This is a genomic window from Lysobacter sp. (genome assembly GCA_013141175.1).
GTDB lineage: Bacteria > Pseudomonadota > Gammaproteobacteria > Xanthomonadales > Xanthomonadaceae > Lysobacter_I.
Genome location: JABFRN010000001.1, coordinates 3,087,341 through 3,104,940, shown reverse-complemented (window position 1 = coordinate 3,104,940; position 17,600 = coordinate 3,087,341). Strand labels below are relative to the sequence as shown.

General features: G+C 61.8%; 15 protein-coding genes. 8 read left to right on the top strand and 7 right to left on the bottom strand.

Annotation, left to right across the window (positions count from 1 at the left end; all coding sequences use genetic code 11):
- Positions 1-8: 8 nt before the first annotated feature.
- Positions 9-956 carry an HlyD family efflux transporter periplasmic adaptor subunit gene (locus tag HOP03_13650; GenBank protein ID NOT89208.1) on the bottom strand — a complete coding sequence of 316 codons (948 nt, stop codon included), beginning with the start codon at positions 954-956 and terminating at the stop codon, positions 9-11.
- Entirely contained in the window at positions 949-1,677 is a 729-nt protein-coding gene (locus HOP03_13645) for a TetR/AcrR family transcriptional regulator (GenBank protein ID NOT89207.1), read from the bottom strand. Before HOP03_13645 ends, HOP03_13650 begins: the two co-directional genes overlap by 8 nt.
- 82 nt (positions 1,678-1,759) lie before the next feature.
- Here HOP03_13645 and HOP03_13640 point away from each other — a divergent pair, with 82 nt between their 5' ends.
- From HOP03_13640 to HOP03_13605, 8 genes are all read left to right on the top strand, one after another.
- A complete protein-coding gene (locus HOP03_13640) occupies positions 1,760-2,764 on the top strand; it encodes a PhoH family protein (GenBank protein NOT89206.1) in 1,005 nt (334 codons plus the stop codon).
- Positions 2,761-3,252, top strand: coding sequence for an rRNA maturation RNase YbeY (gene ybeY / locus HOP03_13635; GenBank protein NOT89205.1), 492 nt, complete (start codon positions 2,761-2,763; stop codon positions 3,250-3,252). The genes HOP03_13640 and ybeY overlap by 4 nt, the downstream gene beginning before the upstream one ends.
- Positions 3,253-3,337: 85 nt before the next feature.
- Complete coding sequence (locus HOP03_13630) at positions 3,338-4,237, top strand: CBS domain-containing protein (GenBank protein NOT89204.1); 900 nt, start codon at positions 3,338-3,340, stop codon at positions 4,235-4,237.
- Positions 4,227-5,441 carry a DUF4105 domain-containing protein gene (locus HOP03_13625; GenBank protein NOT89203.1) on the top strand — a complete coding sequence of 405 codons (1,215 nt, stop codon included), beginning with the start codon at positions 4,227-4,229 and terminating at the stop codon, positions 5,439-5,441. The genes HOP03_13630 and HOP03_13625 overlap by 11 nt, the downstream gene beginning before the upstream one ends.
- A gap of 85 nt (positions 5,442-5,526) precedes the next feature.
- Positions 5,527-6,528 carry a magnesium and cobalt transport protein CorA gene (locus HOP03_13620; GenBank protein ID NOT89202.1) on the top strand — a complete coding sequence of 334 codons (1,002 nt, stop codon included), beginning with the start codon at positions 5,527-5,529 and terminating at the stop codon, positions 6,526-6,528.
- A 277-nt stretch (positions 6,529-6,805) separates the two neighbouring features.
- Positions 6,806-7,027, top strand: a complete 222-nt coding sequence (locus tag HOP03_13615; GenBank protein ID NOT89201.1) for an AbrB/MazE/SpoVT family DNA-binding domain-containing protein — start codon at positions 6,806-6,808, stop codon at positions 7,025-7,027.
- A 16-nt stretch (positions 7,028-7,043) separates the two neighbouring features.
- Positions 7,044-7,472 (top strand): type II toxin-antitoxin system death-on-curing family toxin, encoded by a 429-nt coding sequence (locus tag HOP03_13610; protein NOT89200.1) that lies wholly within the window; start codon positions 7,044-7,046, stop codon positions 7,470-7,472.
- 267 nt (positions 7,473-7,739) lie between these two features.
- Entirely contained in the window at positions 7,740-8,132 is a 393-nt protein-coding gene (locus HOP03_13605; protein NOT89199.1) for an endonuclease domain-containing protein, read from the top strand.
- Between the two features lie 417 nt (positions 8,133-8,549).
- Here HOP03_13605 and HOP03_13600 read toward each other — a convergent pair whose 3' ends face one another.
- The 5 genes from HOP03_13600 to HOP03_13580 are packed head-to-tail and all read right to left on the bottom strand — an operon-like array spanning position 8,550 to position 17,046.
- Positions 8,550-9,266 (bottom strand): M48 family metallopeptidase, encoded by a 717-nt coding sequence (locus HOP03_13600; GenBank protein ID NOT89198.1) that lies wholly within the window; start codon positions 9,264-9,266, stop codon positions 8,550-8,552.
- Positions 9,266-12,415 (bottom strand): HsdR family type I site-specific deoxyribonuclease, encoded by a 3,150-nt coding sequence (locus HOP03_13595; protein ID NOT89197.1) that lies wholly within the window; start codon positions 12,413-12,415, stop codon positions 9,266-9,268. The genes HOP03_13600 and HOP03_13595 overlap by 1 nt, the downstream gene beginning before the upstream one ends.
- 1 nt (position 12,416) lies before the next feature.
- On the bottom strand, positions 12,417-13,340 hold the full coding sequence (locus HOP03_13590; GenBank protein ID NOT89196.1) for a DUF1016 family protein: 924 nt from the start codon (positions 13,338-13,340) through the stop codon (positions 12,417-12,419).
- Positions 13,337-14,602: a hypothetical protein gene (locus HOP03_13585; GenBank protein NOT89195.1), complete on the bottom strand. Its 1,266-nt coding sequence runs from the start codon at positions 14,600-14,602 to the stop codon at positions 13,337-13,339. Before HOP03_13585 ends, HOP03_13590 begins: the two co-directional genes overlap by 4 nt.
- The gene (locus HOP03_13580; protein NOT89194.1) at positions 14,593-17,046 is read right to left on the bottom strand and encodes a type I restriction-modification system subunit M; all 2,454 of its coding nucleotides are present in this window, start codon (positions 17,044-17,046) and stop codon (positions 14,593-14,595) included. Before HOP03_13580 ends, HOP03_13585 begins: the two co-directional genes overlap by 10 nt.
- Between the last annotated feature and the right edge of the window lie 554 nt (positions 17,047-17,600).

Below are 17,600 nucleotides of genomic sequence, written 5' to 3'. Positions count from 1 at the left end.
CCATCGCGCTATTTTTCCGCCACGAATTCGACCCGCACCGGCAGGCCCGGAGGCAGATCGTCGCCGCCCTCCAGGACGATTTCGGCGAGATAGCTCAACCGTGCCGCATCCTTGCCGCTCAGCGCGTAGTACGGCGTGAAGCTCGGTTCGCTGCGGATCGCGCGCACGTGCCCGGACATCCCTGCCTTGCCGTCGATATGCACCGTCGCGCGGTCGCCGATCTTCACGCTCGCCCGCATCGGTTCGGGCACGTAGACGCGGGCGTACGGCGCATCGCCGACCAGCATGATCGCCAGTGGCGCACCCAGCGGCGCCTGGTCGCCGAGCTTGTACGGCAGACTGTCGATGCGTCCGTCGCGCGGCGCGACGATCTTCAGTTTGTCGAGCGTCACCGCCTGCGCCGCGACCTGTGCGTCGGCCGCACGGACTGCCGACTGCGCCTGCGCGATGCGCTCGCGTCGCGCGCCGTTTTCCAGTTCTTCAAGCGACGCCTGTGCGTTGCGCACGTTGGCATCGGCGCTGTCGGCGGCGGCGCGGGCACGGTCGACTTCGACCGCCGCGATCAATCTGCGCTGGCCCAACGGCTGCACGCGCGCGAAATAGGCGCGTGCGTCGCGGGCCTGCGCCTGTGCGGCGGCGAGTCGGGCGCGCGCCTGCGCGACCTGTTCGCTGCGCGTCCCGGCTTCGACTTCGGCCAAGGCATCGCGCTGCTGCTGCGCCTGCGCCTGCACGACATCGGTCTGCGCGGCGATGCGGGTGCGTTCGAGCGTCATCACGACAGCGCCGGCCTTCACCCGGTCGCCCTCGCGCACTTCGATCGAAACGATGCGCTCCACGGATGGCGCGGGCAGGCTGATGCGGTCGTATTCGAGCGTGCCCAGCGCCTGCGGCGCTTCCGCGGTACAGCCGACGAGCGAACATGCCAGCAACATGGCGGGCAGACAGTATCTAGACATCGCGCAACTCCAGACCGGATTCGAGCAGGGCCAGCACGTGGTCGCAGAGCGCGTCCGCGCCCACATCGCCGGCATCGAAAACACCGCGCCAGATCGGCGCGCTGGCCGCCATGAACATGGTCTGCCCGATCAGCGACGGCACCAGCAAGCGCGGATCGAGCCGTGGGTTCAAACGCCCCTCGGCCTGCAGTCGCGAAAAGCGTTCGGCCAGCAGCTGCGGCAGCAGCGGACCGATGCGATCGAACATCAGCCGGCGCAGGCCGCCGCCTTCGTGCAGCACTTCGCGCACCCACAGCTGCGGCAGCCACGGATGCGCCCATGCGGTCGCGATCACGCTGCGCACGAAACCCCGGATCAATGTTTTCGGATCATCGTCGGCCTGCAGCAGCGGATCGCGCAGGCTTTGCATCACCGGCATCAGTTTTTCCTCGATGACCGCCGCGATGAGCGCGTCCATCGGCGCATCCTTGCCGCCGAAGTAGTAATGCAGCAGCGCCGGCGTGGCGCCGGCTTCGGTCGCGATCGCACGCAGCGAACTGCCGGCGATCCCCTGCCGCGCAAAGCAGGCGACGGCGGCGTCGAGCAGCGTCTGGCGCAGGTCGCGCCCATCACCCGACGGGCGTCCGGGCGGGCGACGCCGGGCGACTGCGGCATTGCGCGTTCTTTTCGGCGGGCCAACGGGCGCTGCCGGGGGCTGTACGGGACATGTCGTTAATTTAATTGATCGATTAATTAATGTCTACGCAGACACCCTGCCGCTGGTCGGAATGGTCATGTCCGGCCGTGCACGCTACGCTTCGATGATGCAAAACAACGCACGAAGCCCCCACAGCCGCGAATTCGCGCTCGACCCCGCCGATCCGGAACGGCTGGCCAATCTGACCGGGCCTTTCGACGCCCACCTGCGCCAGGTCGAACTGCGGCTGGGCGTGCAGATCGCCAACCGCGGCAACCTGTTCCGCGTCGATGGCAACGACGATGCAGTGGTCGCGCATGCGGAAAAACTGCTGCGGGCGCTGTACGACGAATCCGCCGACATCACGTTCGACGCGCAGGCGATCCATCTGCGACTCGGCAACGACGACAGCCGCGCCGCCAATCCCCCCGCCTACCAGCCGCAGGACGTCGCGGTGAAGGTCAAGCGCGGCACCGTGCGCGGACGCGGTGCGAACCAACAGAAATACCTGCACCTCATCGCCACCCACGACATCAATTTCGGCGTCGGCCCGGCCGGCACCGGCAAGACCTTCCTCGCCGTGGCGATGGCGGTCGAAGCGCTGAACACCGCGCGCATCCAGCGCATCATCCTGGTGCGCCCGGCGGTGGAAGCCGGCGAAAAACTCGGCTTCCTGCCGGGCGACCTGTCGCAGAAGGTCGACCCGTACCTGCGCCCGCTGTACGACGCGCTGTACGAAATGCTGGGCGTCGACAAGGTCGCGAAGCTGCTGGAAAAGAACGTCATCGAGATCGCGCCGCTGGCCTACATGCGCGGACGCACGCTCAACGACGCCTTCGTGATCCTCGACGAAGCGCAGAACACCACCATCGAACAGATGAAGATGTTCCTCACCCGGCTGGGCTTCGGCAGCACGGCGGTGGTGACCGGCGACCTCACCCAGATCGATCTGCCCAAGCACATCAAATCCGGGCTGCGCGATGCCATCGATGTGCTCCACGATGTGGAAGGCGTGAGTTTCACGTTCTTCGAAGCCCGCGACGTGGTGCGCCATCCGCTGGTGGCGAAGATCGTGCGCGCATACGAGAAGCAGAGCGCCGAGCAAACCGCAGCCGCGGAGAAACCGCAATGACCCAAGGCCCCGTCCGTCTCGATGTCGCCGTGGGTTACGCCACGCCACGCACCGGCGTGCCCGCAGCGACGAGTTTCCGGCGCTGGGTCGCCACCGCGCTGCAGGGGCGCATCCGCGAAGCCGATCTGGCGATCCGGGTGGTGGGCGAGGACGAGGGCCGCGCGCTCAACCGCCACTATCGCGGCAAGGACTACGCCACCAATGTGCTGAGCTTCCCGGCCGACATGGCCGAGGGCGTGAAACTGCCCAAGGGCGTGATCCTGCCGCTGATGGGCGACATCGTGCTGTGCGCGCCGGTGGTCGCCCGCGAAGCCGGGGAACAGGGCAAGCCTGTCGCCCACCACTACGCCCATCTCACCGTGCACGGCGTCCTGCACCTGCTCGGCATGGACCATCAGGACGAACGCGAGGCCGAGTGCATGGAGCAGCTGGAGCGGGAGATCCTGGCCGAACTGGACATCGCGGACCCCTACCGGGTCCAGGACTGAGCGCTTTTCGGCCCATGCCCGAGCCCCCACCCGCCCGGACACGCTAAACTGATGCCTCCGCCCACCGGGCGACGCCAAGACTGCAATGCCAGAGGACGACAGTACGACCCCCGCGCCGGAAGGTGCTAAAGCCGCCGACAAGGTGCCTGCCGAGAAGAAGGTCGACAAGCGCCGCTCGTGGCTGTCGCGCCTGAGCGCGGCGATCTCCGGCGAACCGGACAATCAGGAAGACCTGGTCGAGCTGCTGCGCGACGTGCAGGCCGACGGCGTGATCGATGCCGACACCCTGCGGATCATGGAAGGCGCGGTCGGCATTTCCGACATGAGCGTCGGCGACATCATGATCCCGCGCGCGCAGATGGTGGTGCTGCCGGTCGACGGCAAATTCCTCGCGCTGATGAAGGACGTGGTCGAGTCCGGCCATTCGCGTTTCCCGGTGCACGGCGAGGACCGCGACGAAATCCTCGGCATCCTGCTTGCGAAAGACCTGCTGCGTGGCGTGGTCACCGACAACGGCCCCAGCACGGTGCGCGAACTGCTGCGTCCGGCGGTGCTGGTACCCGAATCCAAGCGCCTCGACATCCTGCTGCGCGAGTTCCGCCAGTCGCGCAACCACATGGCGATCGTGATCGACGAATACGGCGGTGTCGCCGGTCTGGTCACCATCGAGGACGTGCTGGAGCAGATCGTCGGCGAGATCGACGACGAACACGACGATGCCGAAGACCCGAACGCGCTGATCGCCGCCCAGGCCGACGGCCAGTACCTGGTCGACGCGCTGACCCCCATTTCGGATTTCAACGCGCGTTTCGGCGCCGATTTCGACGACGACGAATACGACACCATCGGCGGGCTGATCACCGCCGCCATCGGTCATCTGCCCGAGGCCGGCGAAGAGCTCACGCTCGGCCGCTTCGGTTTCCGGGTCGCGCGCGCGGACGCACGACGCCTGCATACCCTGCATGTGAGCGTGCATGCGGCTTGATCGCCTGCGCGCGCGCTTCGCCGCGCTGCTGTGGCTGGCGTTGCTCTGCTGCGTGTCGGTCGCGCAGGCCGCGCCGCGGATCGGCATCGCCACCATGCAGCCGGGCGAGATCTTCTTCGAGCGCTTCGGCCACAACGCGATCGTCGTCGAGGATTCCGACGACGGCGGCATTTCGCGGAGCGAACCGCTGTCGTACAACTTCGGCTTCTTCGACATGGGCGAAGCCGGGTTCACCGGCCGCTTCGTCAAGGGCGACATGCGCTATTACCTCGCCCGGCTGCGCTGGCGCGACGATCTGCAGTACTACCTCGACAGCGGTCGCGGTGTATCGATCCAGTGGCTCGATCTCGACGACGCGCAGGCCGAAGCGATGGCCGCCGCGCTGGCCGAGAACGCCAGGCCCGAGAACGCGCGTTACCGCTACGACTATTTCATCGACAACTGCGCCACGCGCGTGCGCGACGCGATCGACCGCGCGCTCGGCGGCACGCTGAAACCGCAGCTCACCGCGCGTTCGCAGGGCAACACCTTCCGCAGCGAAGCGGTGCGACTCGCATCGCCCGCGCCTTGGATGTGGCTGGGCTTCGATATCGGCCTCGGCCCATTGTCCGACCAGCCGATGTCGCGCTGGGAAGAGGCGTACGTGCCGATGCGGCTGGCCGCCAGCCTGCGCGAAGCGAAACGCCCCGACGGCCGTCCACTGGTGTTCAGCGAAGAAACCGTCGCGCCGCACCGGATCGCGCCCGAGCCACCGGAATTCCAGCGCGCCTTGTGGCGCTGGCTGCTCGCCGGCCTTGCCATCGCCGCAGTATGGTCGTGGCTGCAGCTGCGCCGTCCGCGCATCGCCGCAAGCCTCGCGCTGCCGTTCTGGTTCGCCGCCGCCCTGCTCGGCACGCTGATGCTGGCGATCTGGCTCGGCACCGAACACCGCTTCGGCTGGGCCAACCACAATCTGATGCTGCTCAGCCCGCTGTCGTGGCTGCTGCTGCCCGGCGGCTGGCGACTCGCGCGCGGGCGGTCGGCCGGGCGGCTGTTCCGATTGGCGTTGATGGCGACAGTGAGCTTCGCCTTGCTCGCGCCGTTCCTGCACTGGGTCGTTGCCGTTCCGCAGGCCAACGCACACTGGATCGCGCTGCTGATGCCGATCCACGCCGCGTTCGGCATCGCCTGGTTGCACCCCTCTTCGCCAGAGCGCACCCCGTAGGCCGCATCCGCAACCGCCCTCCTACGCCGTGCTTCTGCAGCGGGCCACCTTGCCGGAACCGAACCTTCCCGGCACGATGCCCACCATGACCAAACCCACCTCCGCTCCGACGCTGCCGCAATGCGTCGTCAATTGCGCCGTGTACCGCAACGGCGCGCGCGTCGATATCGGTCTCGACCAGATCAGCGACGCCCTCGCCATCGACGACGGCAGCTTCGTCTGGGTCGGCCTGTACGAGCCCGAGGAATCACTGCTCGACAAGCTGCAGGAGGAGTTCGGCCTGCACGATCTCGCGATCGAAGACGCCCAGCACGCGCACCAGCGGCCGAAGATCGAGGCCTACGGCAACTCGCTGTTCCTCGCCGTGCACACGTCGCAACTGCTCGATGGCCATGTCCGTTTCGGCGAAACCCATGCCTTCGTCGGCTCCCGCTATCTGATCACCGTGCGCCACGGCGCGTCGCTGTCCTACCGTCATGTCCGCGCCCGCTTCGAGCGCGAGCCGGAGCTGTTGGCGCAAGGACCCGCGTTCGCGCTGTACGGCATCCTCGATTTCATCGTCGACAACTACCAGCCGATCGTCAACGAGTTCCGCGACGAGCTCAACGTGCTGGAGCACGACATCTTCGCCGCCGAATTCCGCCGCGAAACCATCGTCAAACTCTACGAGCTGAAGAAAGAACTCACCCAGCTCCGACTCGCCGTGGCGCCGCTGCAGGACATCCTCGCCCAGCTCACCCGCACCCAGATGACCCAGGTGACGGACGAAGCCAAGCTCTACTTCCGCGACGTGCTCGATCACGTCGTGCGCCTCAACGACGCCATCGACACCCTGCGCGAAATGCTCAGCGCCGCGATGAGCGTCAACCTGTCGCTGGTCACCATCAACCAGGGCGAAGTGGTGAAGAAGCTCGCCGGCTGGGCCGCACTGCTCGCCGCGCCGACCCTCGTCACCAGCTGGTACGGCATGAACTTCGAGCACATGCCCGAACTCGCCGGCACGAACAGCTACTGGATCCTGATCGGCGGCGTCACCGTCTTCTGCTTCGCGCTGTACCGGTATCTGAAAAAGGTGAAGTGGCTGTAAGCCTGCACCGGACTCGACCGGGGGACGGGCCCAGACCCGAGATGGCGAGATCGCGCACCGCGCCATTCCTGCAGGACCGACATCACCCAAGCCAGCCACATCAATGACTTGTCGCCGATCTGAAACCGGATGTTTCATTTCGGCCCGTTTCATTCGGCCCATGGCGGGCGCCGGTCGGACGGCATTGCGACCGCCATGAAACGCGGCGCGCTGGCTTGCAATTACGGAAATCATCCGTAGTATTACGTTTGTTATAACTACATTCTGTGAGCAAGCCATGAAACTGAAGATCAGCAGCATCGGCAATTCCGCCGGCGTGATCCTGCCCAAAGAACTGCTGGCCCGCCTGCGCCTGGAAAAAGGCGACGAACTCTACGCGCTGGAAACCCCCGACGGCATCAAATTGACCCGCTACGACCCGCAGCTCGCCGCGCAGATGGAAGTGGCCGAACAGGTCATGCGCGAGGACCGCCACGTCCTGCACAAGCTCGCGCAATAAGAAGAGGGAGGCCATCATGATCGTCTGGATCGAAAAAACCCTCGCTCTTGCCATCCACGAGCGCCAGCTCGCCGAACACGGCGGGGGCACCGGCGTACGCGACGAAGCCCTGCTCGATTCCGCACTGGCGAGGCCACAGCAGTTGTTCGCATACGGCGACCCACCACCGGATCTCGCGGCGCTGGCCGCCAGTCTTGCCTTCGGTCTGGCGCGCAATCATCCGTTCGTCGACGGCAATAAACGGACGGCACACGTCTGCTATCGCGTCTTCCTCGCGCTCAACGACGCCCGGCTCATCGCATCGGACGAAGAGAAATACATCACCATGCTGAAGCTCGCCGAAGGCAACCTCACCGAAGACGAACTCACCACGTGGTTGCGCGCGCACCTCGTGCTCGACACCGACAATGCCGTCAACGAAAGTCCTGCGGCATATTCGCGATAACCGGTGCCTGACGCACAGCACTCAGAGCTTCACGCATAGCGTTCGGAACCACTCCAAAGCATTAAGAAGGTCCACGCAGCATCGGAAGAAAAGCAAGCCGATGAAGCGCCTCGCTCCCCCTGGCTCCCCTTCTCCCCGCAGGGCGGGGAGAAGGTGGCGCGAAGCGCCGGATGAGGGGCGGGCTTTCCCGACACCAACGTCAGACAACACCGATACCCTCGTACTCTCCACACCGCCACGATGCCCTGCCCACCCAGGAGCAACCCGATGCGCGGCCCACAACCCCACATCCGCGAACGCAATCTGCGTCGCCTGCAAACCGATGCCGAACGCAAGCTCTGGCAACATCTTCGCGACCGCCGCCTGCTCGGCTGCAAATTCCGTCGCCAGCATCGGATCGATCGCTTCTATCCGGACTTCGTCTGCCTGCAGGCCCATCTGATCATCGAACTGGACGGCAGCCAGCATCTCGACCAGCAGACGTACGACAACGCCCGCACCCAGCGTCTCCAGCAGTTGGGCTATCGGGTGATCCGCTTATGGAACGACGATGTACTGCTTCGGATGGATGATGCGCTGGCTGTGATTGCTGCCGCGCTGCTTGCCCCTCATCCGGCGCTGCGCGCCCCCTTCTCCCCGCAGGGCGGGGAGAAGGGATAAAGCACAGCACACACCACGCTCGCGATTGCTTTCCTTCTTCCCGCGCAGCGGGGAGAAGGAACAAAGCACCGCACAGCCACGCTCGAATTGCCTTCCTTCTCCCCGCTCAGCGGGGAGAAGGTGGCCGAAGGCCGGATGAGGGGCGCTTTTTGCGTGATGCCCGCTACGCCCAGAAATATCGTCCGAAATATCTGTGCAGCGATGAACAAGCCTGTTGTTGCTGTTCTGTGGGAGTGGCGCAAGCCGCGACGCTTTGCACCTCCTCATGTGCATATCACAGGGCAGGGTTGGAAGCGGGTGTATTCGGCAAGTTGCAGCATGAAGACCAACCCTTATCGAGCTTCACCGTGGTTCTGCATGAGCGGCAAGGGGGCAACATACTCCGTCAGACACAATGTGCACAGACTTTCTATGGCTTCAATAGCTCCACTGCTCATGCCGCGCAGGCAAGCTATTCAACAAATTCCGCGTTTCCCGCCATGCGGGCATGAAGCGATCCATCAGCGCGACGAATCCCGGGCCATGCGTCGAATCGAGCAAATGGATCATCTCGTGCAGGACGATATAGTCGAGGCACTCTTTTGGCTTCTTGGCCAACTCGGTGTTCAATCGAATCGTTCCGGCACCGGGATTGCAGCTACCCCAGCGGGTCTTCATCTGCTGTACGTAGAATCCATCGACCTGAACATTGAGCCGACGTTGCCATTCTGCGATTCGCGCAGCGGCCTCGACTTTCAGTATCCGACGATACCAATCCGCCAAAACTGCAGCACGCAACGATTCCTGTGATCCTGCCCTCATTCGCAAAATCAATTTCGAGTGCTGCAACTGCACCCCGGGCGCGGCATCCTCTTCGACCACTTTCAGCAAATAGCGACGCCCCCACACAAAATGGCTTTCGCGGTCCAGATATTCACGCGGGCTCTCCCTCTCCTGCTCCCGCAATATTGCCTGCTGCTGCTTGATCCAGGCCAGCTTCGAAATTGCAAACAACCTGATGGTCTCCACGCTCATGCGTATAGGCGCCGATATCCTGACTCTTCCGGTCGGAGGATAGACACTCAAATGGATGTTCTTGATGTCTTTCTTGACGACATCCAGAACAATTCCAGCCAATTCGATCTGCGTCGCCATCAGTATTCTTTCTGAGCCCGGATGATCTCGAAAATGCGCTCGACTTCCTCGATATCGTTGTAGAGAACCGGCAGCAAAGCGCGCTTGATTTCGTTTTCTTTCGCCTGATTTCCGCGCCAGTCATCCGGCCGCACTTTTCTCACCGTCTCGTCGATCACCAGTGCCATCGACAAACGGGCATCGTCGGAAACTGCATATGACTCGCGCGGCTCTCGGATAGCATTCTCCACGGCTGGCGCGACATCGATCCGCAGATTGTCGTAGATCGCGCGCAGCCAGGCCTTGTTCTTGAGCATGTGAGGCGTCTCATCATCCTCGCCGCTTTGGACCTGCCTGGCGATCTCGGCGATCTTCTTCAGATAGGCCTCGTAGTCCAACCGCCGGGCTTTCAGATCCGCGATGATCTCTTCCAGCAGCTTCGACATCCGGTCGTAGTAGGCCGGATTGTTCAAATGCTCCTGAATGATCTTGCTGCGGACATTGTTGGCGATGGTCTCCGCAACAGCATCCCTGCTGCCTTTGATCCCGTCCGGCAAGCTGGCGATCGCATTCGCGATACCGGATTTCACGATCATCTCCAGCAACGGCATGTCGCCGAACGCGGAGATCAGCCGTGGCTCATCGGCCTCGATATACGTGTCGATCAAGTGCCGCATGTCGGCCTCATACGCTTTGAGGTCGATGGCCTCGCCGCTGGCCTTGCGGATGATCTCGCGCAGGTTCAAATAACTTTGAACATCCTTCTTGATCCGACCGATGTCTTCAGCGCTGTACTTCGCTTCTGCAAGATCATCGGCGATGGCGGCATACGCGCGCACCAGCGCAACGGTGGCGGTGTAAAGCGCGACGCGCTGGGGTTCATGTTCGAGGAGATCGGCGGGCAATTCGACGTTGCCGCAGAAGTAATGAATCTGCTCCAGCTCGCTCTTCGGCGGTTTCACGGGCTCGCAGATCAGCGCCAAGGCTTCCAATGCGCCGTCCAGCCGCTCTCGGCCTTTGGCCAGCCGGTCCTGCAACAGCACATCTGGCGCTGCGCCATCGGCACTGCGATCCAGTTCCGATGAATACACCTGCAGCGCGCCTGTGCCCTTTTCGTTGACCAGTTTCTTGAACAGGTCCTTGTAGTCGACGATGTAGCCGAAGCCCTTGTCGTCGCCGTCCAGACGATTGACGCGGCAGATCGCCTGGAACAGGCCATGGTCCTGCATGCTTTTGTCGATATAGAGATAGGTACAGCTTGGCGCGTCGAAGCCGGTCAGCAACTTGTCAACCACCACCAGCAACTTCATGTTGGCTGGCTGCTCTTTGAACAGCTTCTTGACATTGTCCTCGTAGACTTCGGTTTTCGACTTGCCCGGCTGCGCGTCCACGCCCTGCAACAGCGCTTTATACGTGTCGTAGAGAAACTGCTTGTCGGTCTGGGTGTTGGCGCCTGTCTCCTCCAGCGTCACATCCTTCGCTTGTGGGTTGTAAGACGTGACAACTGCGCACTTGCCTTTGAATAAGGTCTTCTGAAGAAGTTCGTAGTATTTGCACGCTTCGTAAATACTCGATGCCACCAGAATCGCATTGCCACGCTGGTTGTTGAGTCTCGGCTTGACGCCGAAGTCGAATACGATGTCGCTGACCACGCGATCCATGCGCGAGCGCGAACTCAGTACATTCTGCATCGTGCCCCACTGTTCGCGCAGCGCGGCTTTTTGCCAGCGATTCAGCGCTTTGGTCTTGGCATCGAACCATGCATCGATCTTGTCCTGCGAGCCCAGGCTCTGTTCGATATCCCGCGCCTCGTAGATCAGGTCCAGCACGACGCCGTCCTCGACGCCTTCGCTGAATTTGTAGGTGTGGATATCGTCGCCAAAGACCTCGCGGCTGGTCTGCGCGTCTTTCTTCAACAGCGGGGTGCCGGTGAAGCCGATGAACACCGCGTTGGGCATCAGCGCCTTCATGGTGCGGTGCAGCTTGCCGCTCTGGGTGCGGTGGCACTCGTCGACGAAGACGAACAGCTCACCCACCGTTGGGCAGGGTTGCGCGGTCAGCTCCTTGATGAAGGCCTCGAAATCATCCACATCCCTGCGCCCGAACTTGTGTACCAGCGAACACAGCAAGCGCGGCGCGGCCTGCCCCAACTGCTGCATGAGGTCGCGTCCGCTGCTGGTGCGCTTGATCGGTTCGCCGGATTCGTTGAAGACACCCTCGATCTGCTTGTCCAGTTCGTCGCGATCGGTGACGATCAGCACCCGCGCATTCGGCTTGTTCTCCAGAATCCACTTGGCCAGCAGCACCATCACGATGCTCTTGCCGCTGCCCTGGGTGTGCCAGAGAATGCCGCCCTTATAGGCATGGACGTGTGCCTGCGCGGCCTTGAGTCCAAAATACTGGTGCACGCGCGGCAGCTTCTTCACTCCGCCGTCGAAAATTACGAAATCGTGCATCAATTCGATCAGGCGGGCTTTGTCGCAGATTTTCAGCAGGTACTTGTCGATCTTGAAGCGGCTGTTGTCGGCCTCGTCTTCCTTCCATTTCAGGAAATATTTTTCCTGCGTTCCAACAGTGCCGTATTGCAGTCCTTCCGAATCGTTACCGGCGAAGACGAACTGCACCGTGCTGAAGAACCAGGCATTGAACGCCGGCAGCTGGTTCGACAGATTCTGGCGGATGCCGTTGCCGATGGACGTGCGGCTGTTTTTCAGCTCGATTACGCCGATCGCAATGCCGTTGATGTACAGCACCAGATCGGGCCGCCGCTCGTGTCCTCCCAAACCGTTGTTCAGGGTGACTTCTTCGGCGATCGCGAAATCGTTGTTCAGCGGCTGCGCCCAGTCGATCAGCTTTACCGACTCGGTGACCTTGCCTGCCTCCATCTTCACCGGCACGCCGTATCGCAACAGGCTGTAGACCGCTTTGTTGTTGTCATACAGGCTGCGGTTGGGGTTGTGCGCCTCGGTGCGCAGCAGATGCAGGGCACGGCCGATCTGCGGCGGCGCATAGCCCGCCTCGCTCAGGTATGCCGTGAGCAGACCCTCTTCGATATTGCTGTTGCTGGAGCGGTCGGTCCAATCGCCGAGCGGGCGGTAGCCCAGTTCGTCGCGGAACAGCGCGAGTATGCGGTTCTGGGTGGTGCGTTCCGTTTGGCCGATGCTGTCCATGTCATGCCTTTACAAGTTTGAAACTCACCTGATAGCGATAGAAGACGATGTTCGGCGTCATCGTCAGCGCACGCCGGATGCGCGCGTCATCCTCATGCGCGATGATCGCGCCCCGCACCGTCTGCCCTTCTTCGGCAAGCACGTCCTGCACATAGCTCATGTAGCGCAGCGTCTGCCCGACGACAGCGTCGCTGGCGCGGCCTTTCTTCAGCTCGATCACCAGCAGGACTTTACGGTCTTTGCTGATGGCCAACAGATCCAAGGGGCCGGTATCGGTCTGGTACTGCTGGGCGATTTCACCGTCTTCTTCGTAAAGATCAAAGTCGCGGCCCAGTTCGGTATGCGGCCAGTTCTTGACCAGAAAAGCTTCCAGGTGTTCTTCAAGGGCGAATGAGGACGGATCTTCAATCGTGGCGTCGGTTGCGATCAGCGTCGGCACGGAGACGCCGCCCAGCAGTCGGGTCAGTTCCTCGTGGTGGCGGCTGATATTGCTGACGGTGCCGATGGACCCTGCCGAGTTGCGCAGCGTCTCGCTCATGGCCGCGCGGTCGATGGCGACATTCAGCCACGTCACCGGGCGACGATGCGGCAGGATTTTGTCCGGCACGTAGCTGTAGTCGCCGCTTACTTCGCCAACGCGATACCGGCCGGTACCGTCTGGGCACCAGACCCGGTCGCCGCGCTGCAAGCCCTTCGACACCGTCCACAGCGCGCCGCAAGCCAAGCCTGCGCCGATTTTTGTTTTGTCCGGGTGCCGAGCCAAAAAGATCGGGATGAAGGCTTTGTTGAACGCGCGCCACTCATCGGTCAAATGCGGGGTGAGGTCCTGATGGATGTCGTAATCGGTGCCAATGAAGTTGCCGGCAAAGCAGGCGTCGGCATGCACGCTGCCTTGGCCCAGCATCAGACGGTAGTGGGCGGTCATACGAGGCGGGTCCTTCCGGTGAGCAGTTCCTGCATCATCGCTTGTTTCAGGTCGCGGGTCTTGTTGCGGCGTTGTTCGAGTGCGGAGAGCTCGGCGTCCATGTCGCTCAGAATTTTGCCGATGGCAGCTTGTTCATCTTTTGAGGCAGGCAGCCGGACTTGATACGAAACTAGCTGAGTCTTGCCGATTTCAAGGAAGGTGCTGCCGCCGCACAAGCTGATGAATCCATGCTTCTGCGTTGTAAGGAGGTAATAGAGGAAATCCACGTCGATCGTCTGAAATGGAATAAAGTTCTTGAACCCCTGATTTGTCGAGACTGGGACTGTATTGATCGCACATTCTCCGATCGTAGCCCGCGACGTCATCACGATTGAATGGGCCGGGATCATTTCAGCTGAACTCGCTTTCAGGCCAAGCTGCGTGATCATTCGACTCGTTTCACCAAGATATTTATACCCATGCAGCGCAGTGATATCCGTCGGCGTACACCATGGAACATCGCCATCCCAAAAAAGTGCTTCAGCCGTACTTGGAGTACCGCCACTTCGTATGTCAGCCACATCCCCCAGTCGCTTCAACTGCCACTCGCCGTGGAAGCCGGGGAGACGAGTTTGGCCCGTCAGGAGCTGTTGCATTGCGGCCTGTTTAAGGTCGCACTTCTTGGCGATGATCCGGTCTAGCGCACCCAGCAGCGCATCCATGTCGCCCAAGGCCTCAGCGATGGCGCGTTGTTCGGGGATGGGTGGAAGCGGAATCTTGATTTTCCCAAGCTCGCCTCTTGCGATCCTAGTACGAGTTGAACCGCCGCACCGCTCGTTGACGAACTGAAACCAGCGAGGCGTGCTAAATACGTTCACCAAATATCGACGATCTGCAAGAGATGATGGCGGACGGAAGATCGTGACATCTACGGCGGTGATGATTCTTTCCTCGCCGATGTAGGGAAGAATGCATGCCCTTCCTGCTGGTTCGGCCAATCGACAGATCAAGAGGTCACCAACTTGGAGAGCTTTGCATCCGAGCTTCTTGAACGACTCTTCAGAGATGTATTTCTTGGATTCTTTGTCGGTGAACTGCCCCTCACCAATGTTTCCAGTTTGGATGAGCCTAATGCCGCTGCTGGTCAGATACTCGGCCTCGATCCAGTCGCCGTCGTCAAACAATTCCTTTCTGCGATCAGAAAGGTCGAAAATGGATATTGCTTCCCACTCCTCCGGGATCATGCCAGCATCGGTCTGCTTGTAGCAGGAGCTCAGTTCCATGAGGCGCCCATCTTCACGAGATGTTGTTCCACGCGAGCGGCGAGGGTGGCAACTTCGTCAGTGATCTGCGGCAGCGGCGCGGAATAGCGTTCAGCCAACTGGCGTACACGACCGGTTAGTGTTTGCGAAACACGATCCAACTCGCCCTGTACGGCAGCGGCCAGCATCGCTAACCACTTGTCATCGACTACCAAAGTCTTGATCTCATCCTCGCTGAGCTGCGCGTACTTGGTAGCCACCTTGACGATCAGCGCCTCCTGCGCGGCCTCGAGCTCACCATCGGTATCGCTTTCATTTTCAACGAGGGCGAGATAGGCCCGCAGCACTTTGCGTTCGTCAGCGAAATCAGGGTCTGACTTGCCGATCTCCTTCAGACGCGCGGCGACCGAGGCTTTGGTGAGTTTGTCCTTATCGTTCTTAGCATCTTCCAACAGTCCGCCCTCGCCGCCGTGCTCTTCGGTCAGCTCTTCGATCTGCTGTTCGATAGCGGCGAGCTCGGCTTCCAGCGCGTCGATGGCGGCCTGCTGTTTCGGGTAATAGCGGGCGATGACCAGCGCGGGCGGAATCAGTTCAGCGACGTATTTCTTCTTTCCCGACACGAAATCAGGCTTTGTTTTGGTCTTTTTGGCCTTGTCTTCAACGATCAACTGCGGCTGCGCAGCGATGCGCCAGCCATCGGCGGCGATGAGGTAGGCATCGTCCTGCATCGACGCTTCCCAGTAGTCCATCAGATGCTGGTAAATGTCGTAGGCATCCAGCAGCGGCGCGCGTTCGAAGGCGGAAAGCAGCGCTTCGGACAGGCTTTCGATCAGTGCCTTGGGGTGGTCCTTCTTTCCGAACTCGCGCAGCTCGGTTTTTGCCGTCTTCGCCCATTTGGCGAAGCGCTTGGTGGCGGTGGCATTGAACGCGGTGAACTCGTCGTGGCCGAAGATGATGGACTTGATGTCGGCAGCCGCAACGCGCAGTTGACTGTAGCCGGCACGGTCGGCTTTCTTGAACAACGCGGCGCGCACGGCGGGAATCACCTGCCAATAGGCATCGAGGGCATCGATATCGCGGTTGGGGATGCCGCCGCGCAGATGGGCACTGATGTCCTGCAGGTCTTCCGGCTCGCTGCTGTCGATGTAGCGCGGCAGATTGAGGTTGTAGTCGTTCCTGGCCTCGGCGATTTCCTTGATCGGCACCATGCGCGCATAGCCGGGAATATCGCGCTGCCGGGTGAAGGTATCGACGATGCGATGGATGTCCTGTTCGCGCAGGCGGTTCTTCGGGCCGTCCTTGCGGAAGCCCTTGGCCGCATCGATCATGAAGATGCCCTTGCGCGCCTGCGTGTCTTTCTTGTCGAGCACGACGATGCAGGCGGGAATGCCGGTGCCGTAGAACAGATTCGCAGGCAAGCCGATGATGGCCTGGATGTAACCGCGCTGGATGAGATTCTTGCGGATCACGCCTTCGGCATTGCCGCGAAACAGCACGCCGTGCGGGAGGATGCAGGCGCCTTTGCCGGTGCTCTTCAGCGAGCGCAGGATGTGCAGCAGATAGGCATAGTCGCCCTGCTTGGCGGGCGGCGTGCCGAAGTGTTTGAAGCGCTCGTGCGGGTCGTGGTCGGGATCGAGACCGGTGCTCCAGCGTTTGTCGCTGAAGGGTGGATTGGCGACCACGTAGTCGAAGGTTTTGAGCTTGCCGGCGTTGTCGACGAACAGCGGATTGACCAGCGTATTGCCCTGCCGGATCTCCGCACCAGGCTTGTCGTGCAGAATCATGTTCATGCGCGCCAAGCCGCTGGTGGCTGAATCTTTCTCCTGCCCGTACAGCGTGACCTTGGCGGTGGCTGCGTCGCCAACTTTGAGCAGCAGTGAGCCCGAACCGCAGGTGGGGTCGTAGACGGTCGTGTTGTTGGTGGTCTTGGCTGTAGCGATACCGAGCAGTTGCGCCATGACCCGGCTGACTTCGGCAGGGGTGTAGAACTGGCCCTTGCTCTTGCCGCTCTCGGTGGCGAAGTGACGCATCAGATATTCGTAGGCATCGCCGAGGATATCGTCGCCATCAGCGCGGTTCTTGGAGAAATCGAGCGCCGGGTTCTCGAAGATGGCGATGAGGTTGGTGAGACGGTCGACCATCTCCTTGCCGCTGCCGAGCTTGGCAGGGTCGTTGAAGTCCGGCATTTCGGATAGTTTGTTGGATTTGACCAACGGCTCGATGATCTTCTTGTTGATCTGATCGCCGATGTCGCTTTTGCCCTTGAGCGCGACCATGTCCTTGAAGCTTGCGCCCTTGGGAACAGTAATGGGCGCGAAGGACTGGCCGGCGTATTTGTCGCTGATGTATTTGACGAACAGCAGCACGAGGACGTAATCCTTGTACTGACTGGCGTCCATACCGCCACGCAATTCGTCGCAGCTGGCCCAGAGGGAAGAATAGAGTTCGGATTTTTTGAGTGCCATAGCCGGGTATGGCAAACCACTGGAGGCTTTTTTGCAAGCGGTATCGTCGATGCAGCGCTGCTGATGATGACGCTGCGGCGGGAAGGTTGATCGCGACTTGTGTCGCTCCTACACGAGCGTCTGCCGATGACGCGGCTGTGCCTCGGGGTGATGGTTCTGAATAGTCACGCGAAAAGCGCCCCTCACCCGGCCTTCGGCCACCCTCTCCCCGCGCGGTGCGCGGGGAGAGGGAGAGCGGTGCGCGTTTCCTTCTCTCCACCTGCGGGAGAGCCATATGGTTTTCCTGCTCCCTGCCTGCGGGCGAGCCATATGGTTTCCTTCTCCCCGCCTGCGGGGAGAAGGTGGCGCGCAGCGACGGATGAGGGGCGAACTGTTGCCGCGCTTCACGAAAAGCGCCCCTCACCCGGCCTTCGGCCACCCTCTCCCCGCGCGGTGCGCGGGGAGAGGGTGAGCGGTGTGCGTTTCCTTCTCTCCACCTGCGGGGGGCCATATGGTTTTCCTTCTCCCCGCTCAGCGGGGAGAAGGTGGCGCAAAGCGCCGGATGAGGGCGGGCT

What these genes read in the sequence shown, in the direction of transcription:
- HOP03_13650 (NOT89208.1), bottom strand. Translation starts at nt 956, where the DNA reads ATGTCTAGATACTGTCTGCCCGCCATGTTGCTGGCATGTTCGCTCGTC.
- HOP03_13640 (NOT89206.1), top strand. Translation starts at nt 1,760, where the DNA reads ATGCAAAACAACGCACGAAGCCCCCACAGCCGCGAATTCGCGCTCGAC.
- ybeY (NOT89205.1), top strand. Translation starts at nt 2,761, where the DNA reads ATGACCCAAGGCCCCGTCCGTCTCGATGTCGCCGTGGGTTACGCCACG.
- HOP03_13630 (NOT89204.1), top strand. Translation starts at nt 3,338, where the DNA reads ATGCCAGAGGACGACAGTACGACCCCCGCGCCGGAAGGTGCTAAAGCC.
- HOP03_13625 (NOT89203.1), top strand. Translation starts at nt 4,227, where the DNA reads ATGCGGCTTGATCGCCTGCGCGCGCGCTTCGCCGCGCTGCTGTGGCTG.
- HOP03_13620 (NOT89202.1), top strand. Translation starts at nt 5,527, where the DNA reads ATGACCAAACCCACCTCCGCTCCGACGCTGCCGCAATGCGTCGTCAAT.
- HOP03_13615 (NOT89201.1), top strand. Translation starts at nt 6,806, where the DNA reads ATGAAACTGAAGATCAGCAGCATCGGCAATTCCGCCGGCGTGATCCTG.
- HOP03_13610 (NOT89200.1), top strand. Translation starts at nt 7,044, where the DNA reads ATGATCGTCTGGATCGAAAAAACCCTCGCTCTTGCCATCCACGAGCGC.
- HOP03_13605 (NOT89199.1), top strand. Translation starts at nt 7,740, where the DNA reads ATGCGCGGCCCACAACCCCACATCCGCGAACGCAATCTGCGTCGCCTG.
- HOP03_13600 (NOT89198.1), bottom strand. Translation starts at nt 9,266, where the DNA reads ATGGCGACGCAGATCGAATTGGCTGGAATTGTTCTGGATGTCGTCAAG.
- HOP03_13595 (NOT89197.1), bottom strand. Translation starts at nt 12,415, where the DNA reads ATGGACAGCATCGGCCAAACGGAACGCACCACCCAGAACCGCATACTC.
- HOP03_13590 (NOT89196.1), bottom strand. Translation starts at nt 13,340, where the DNA reads ATGACCGCCCACTACCGTCTGATGCTGGGCCAAGGCAGCGTGCATGCC.
- HOP03_13585 (NOT89195.1), bottom strand. Translation starts at nt 14,602, where the DNA reads ATGGAACTGAGCTCCTGCTACAAGCAGACCGATGCTGGCATGATCCCG.
- HOP03_13580 (NOT89194.1), bottom strand. Translation starts at nt 17,046, where the DNA reads ATGGCACTCAAAAAATCCGAACTCTATTCTTCCCTCTGGGCCAGCTGC.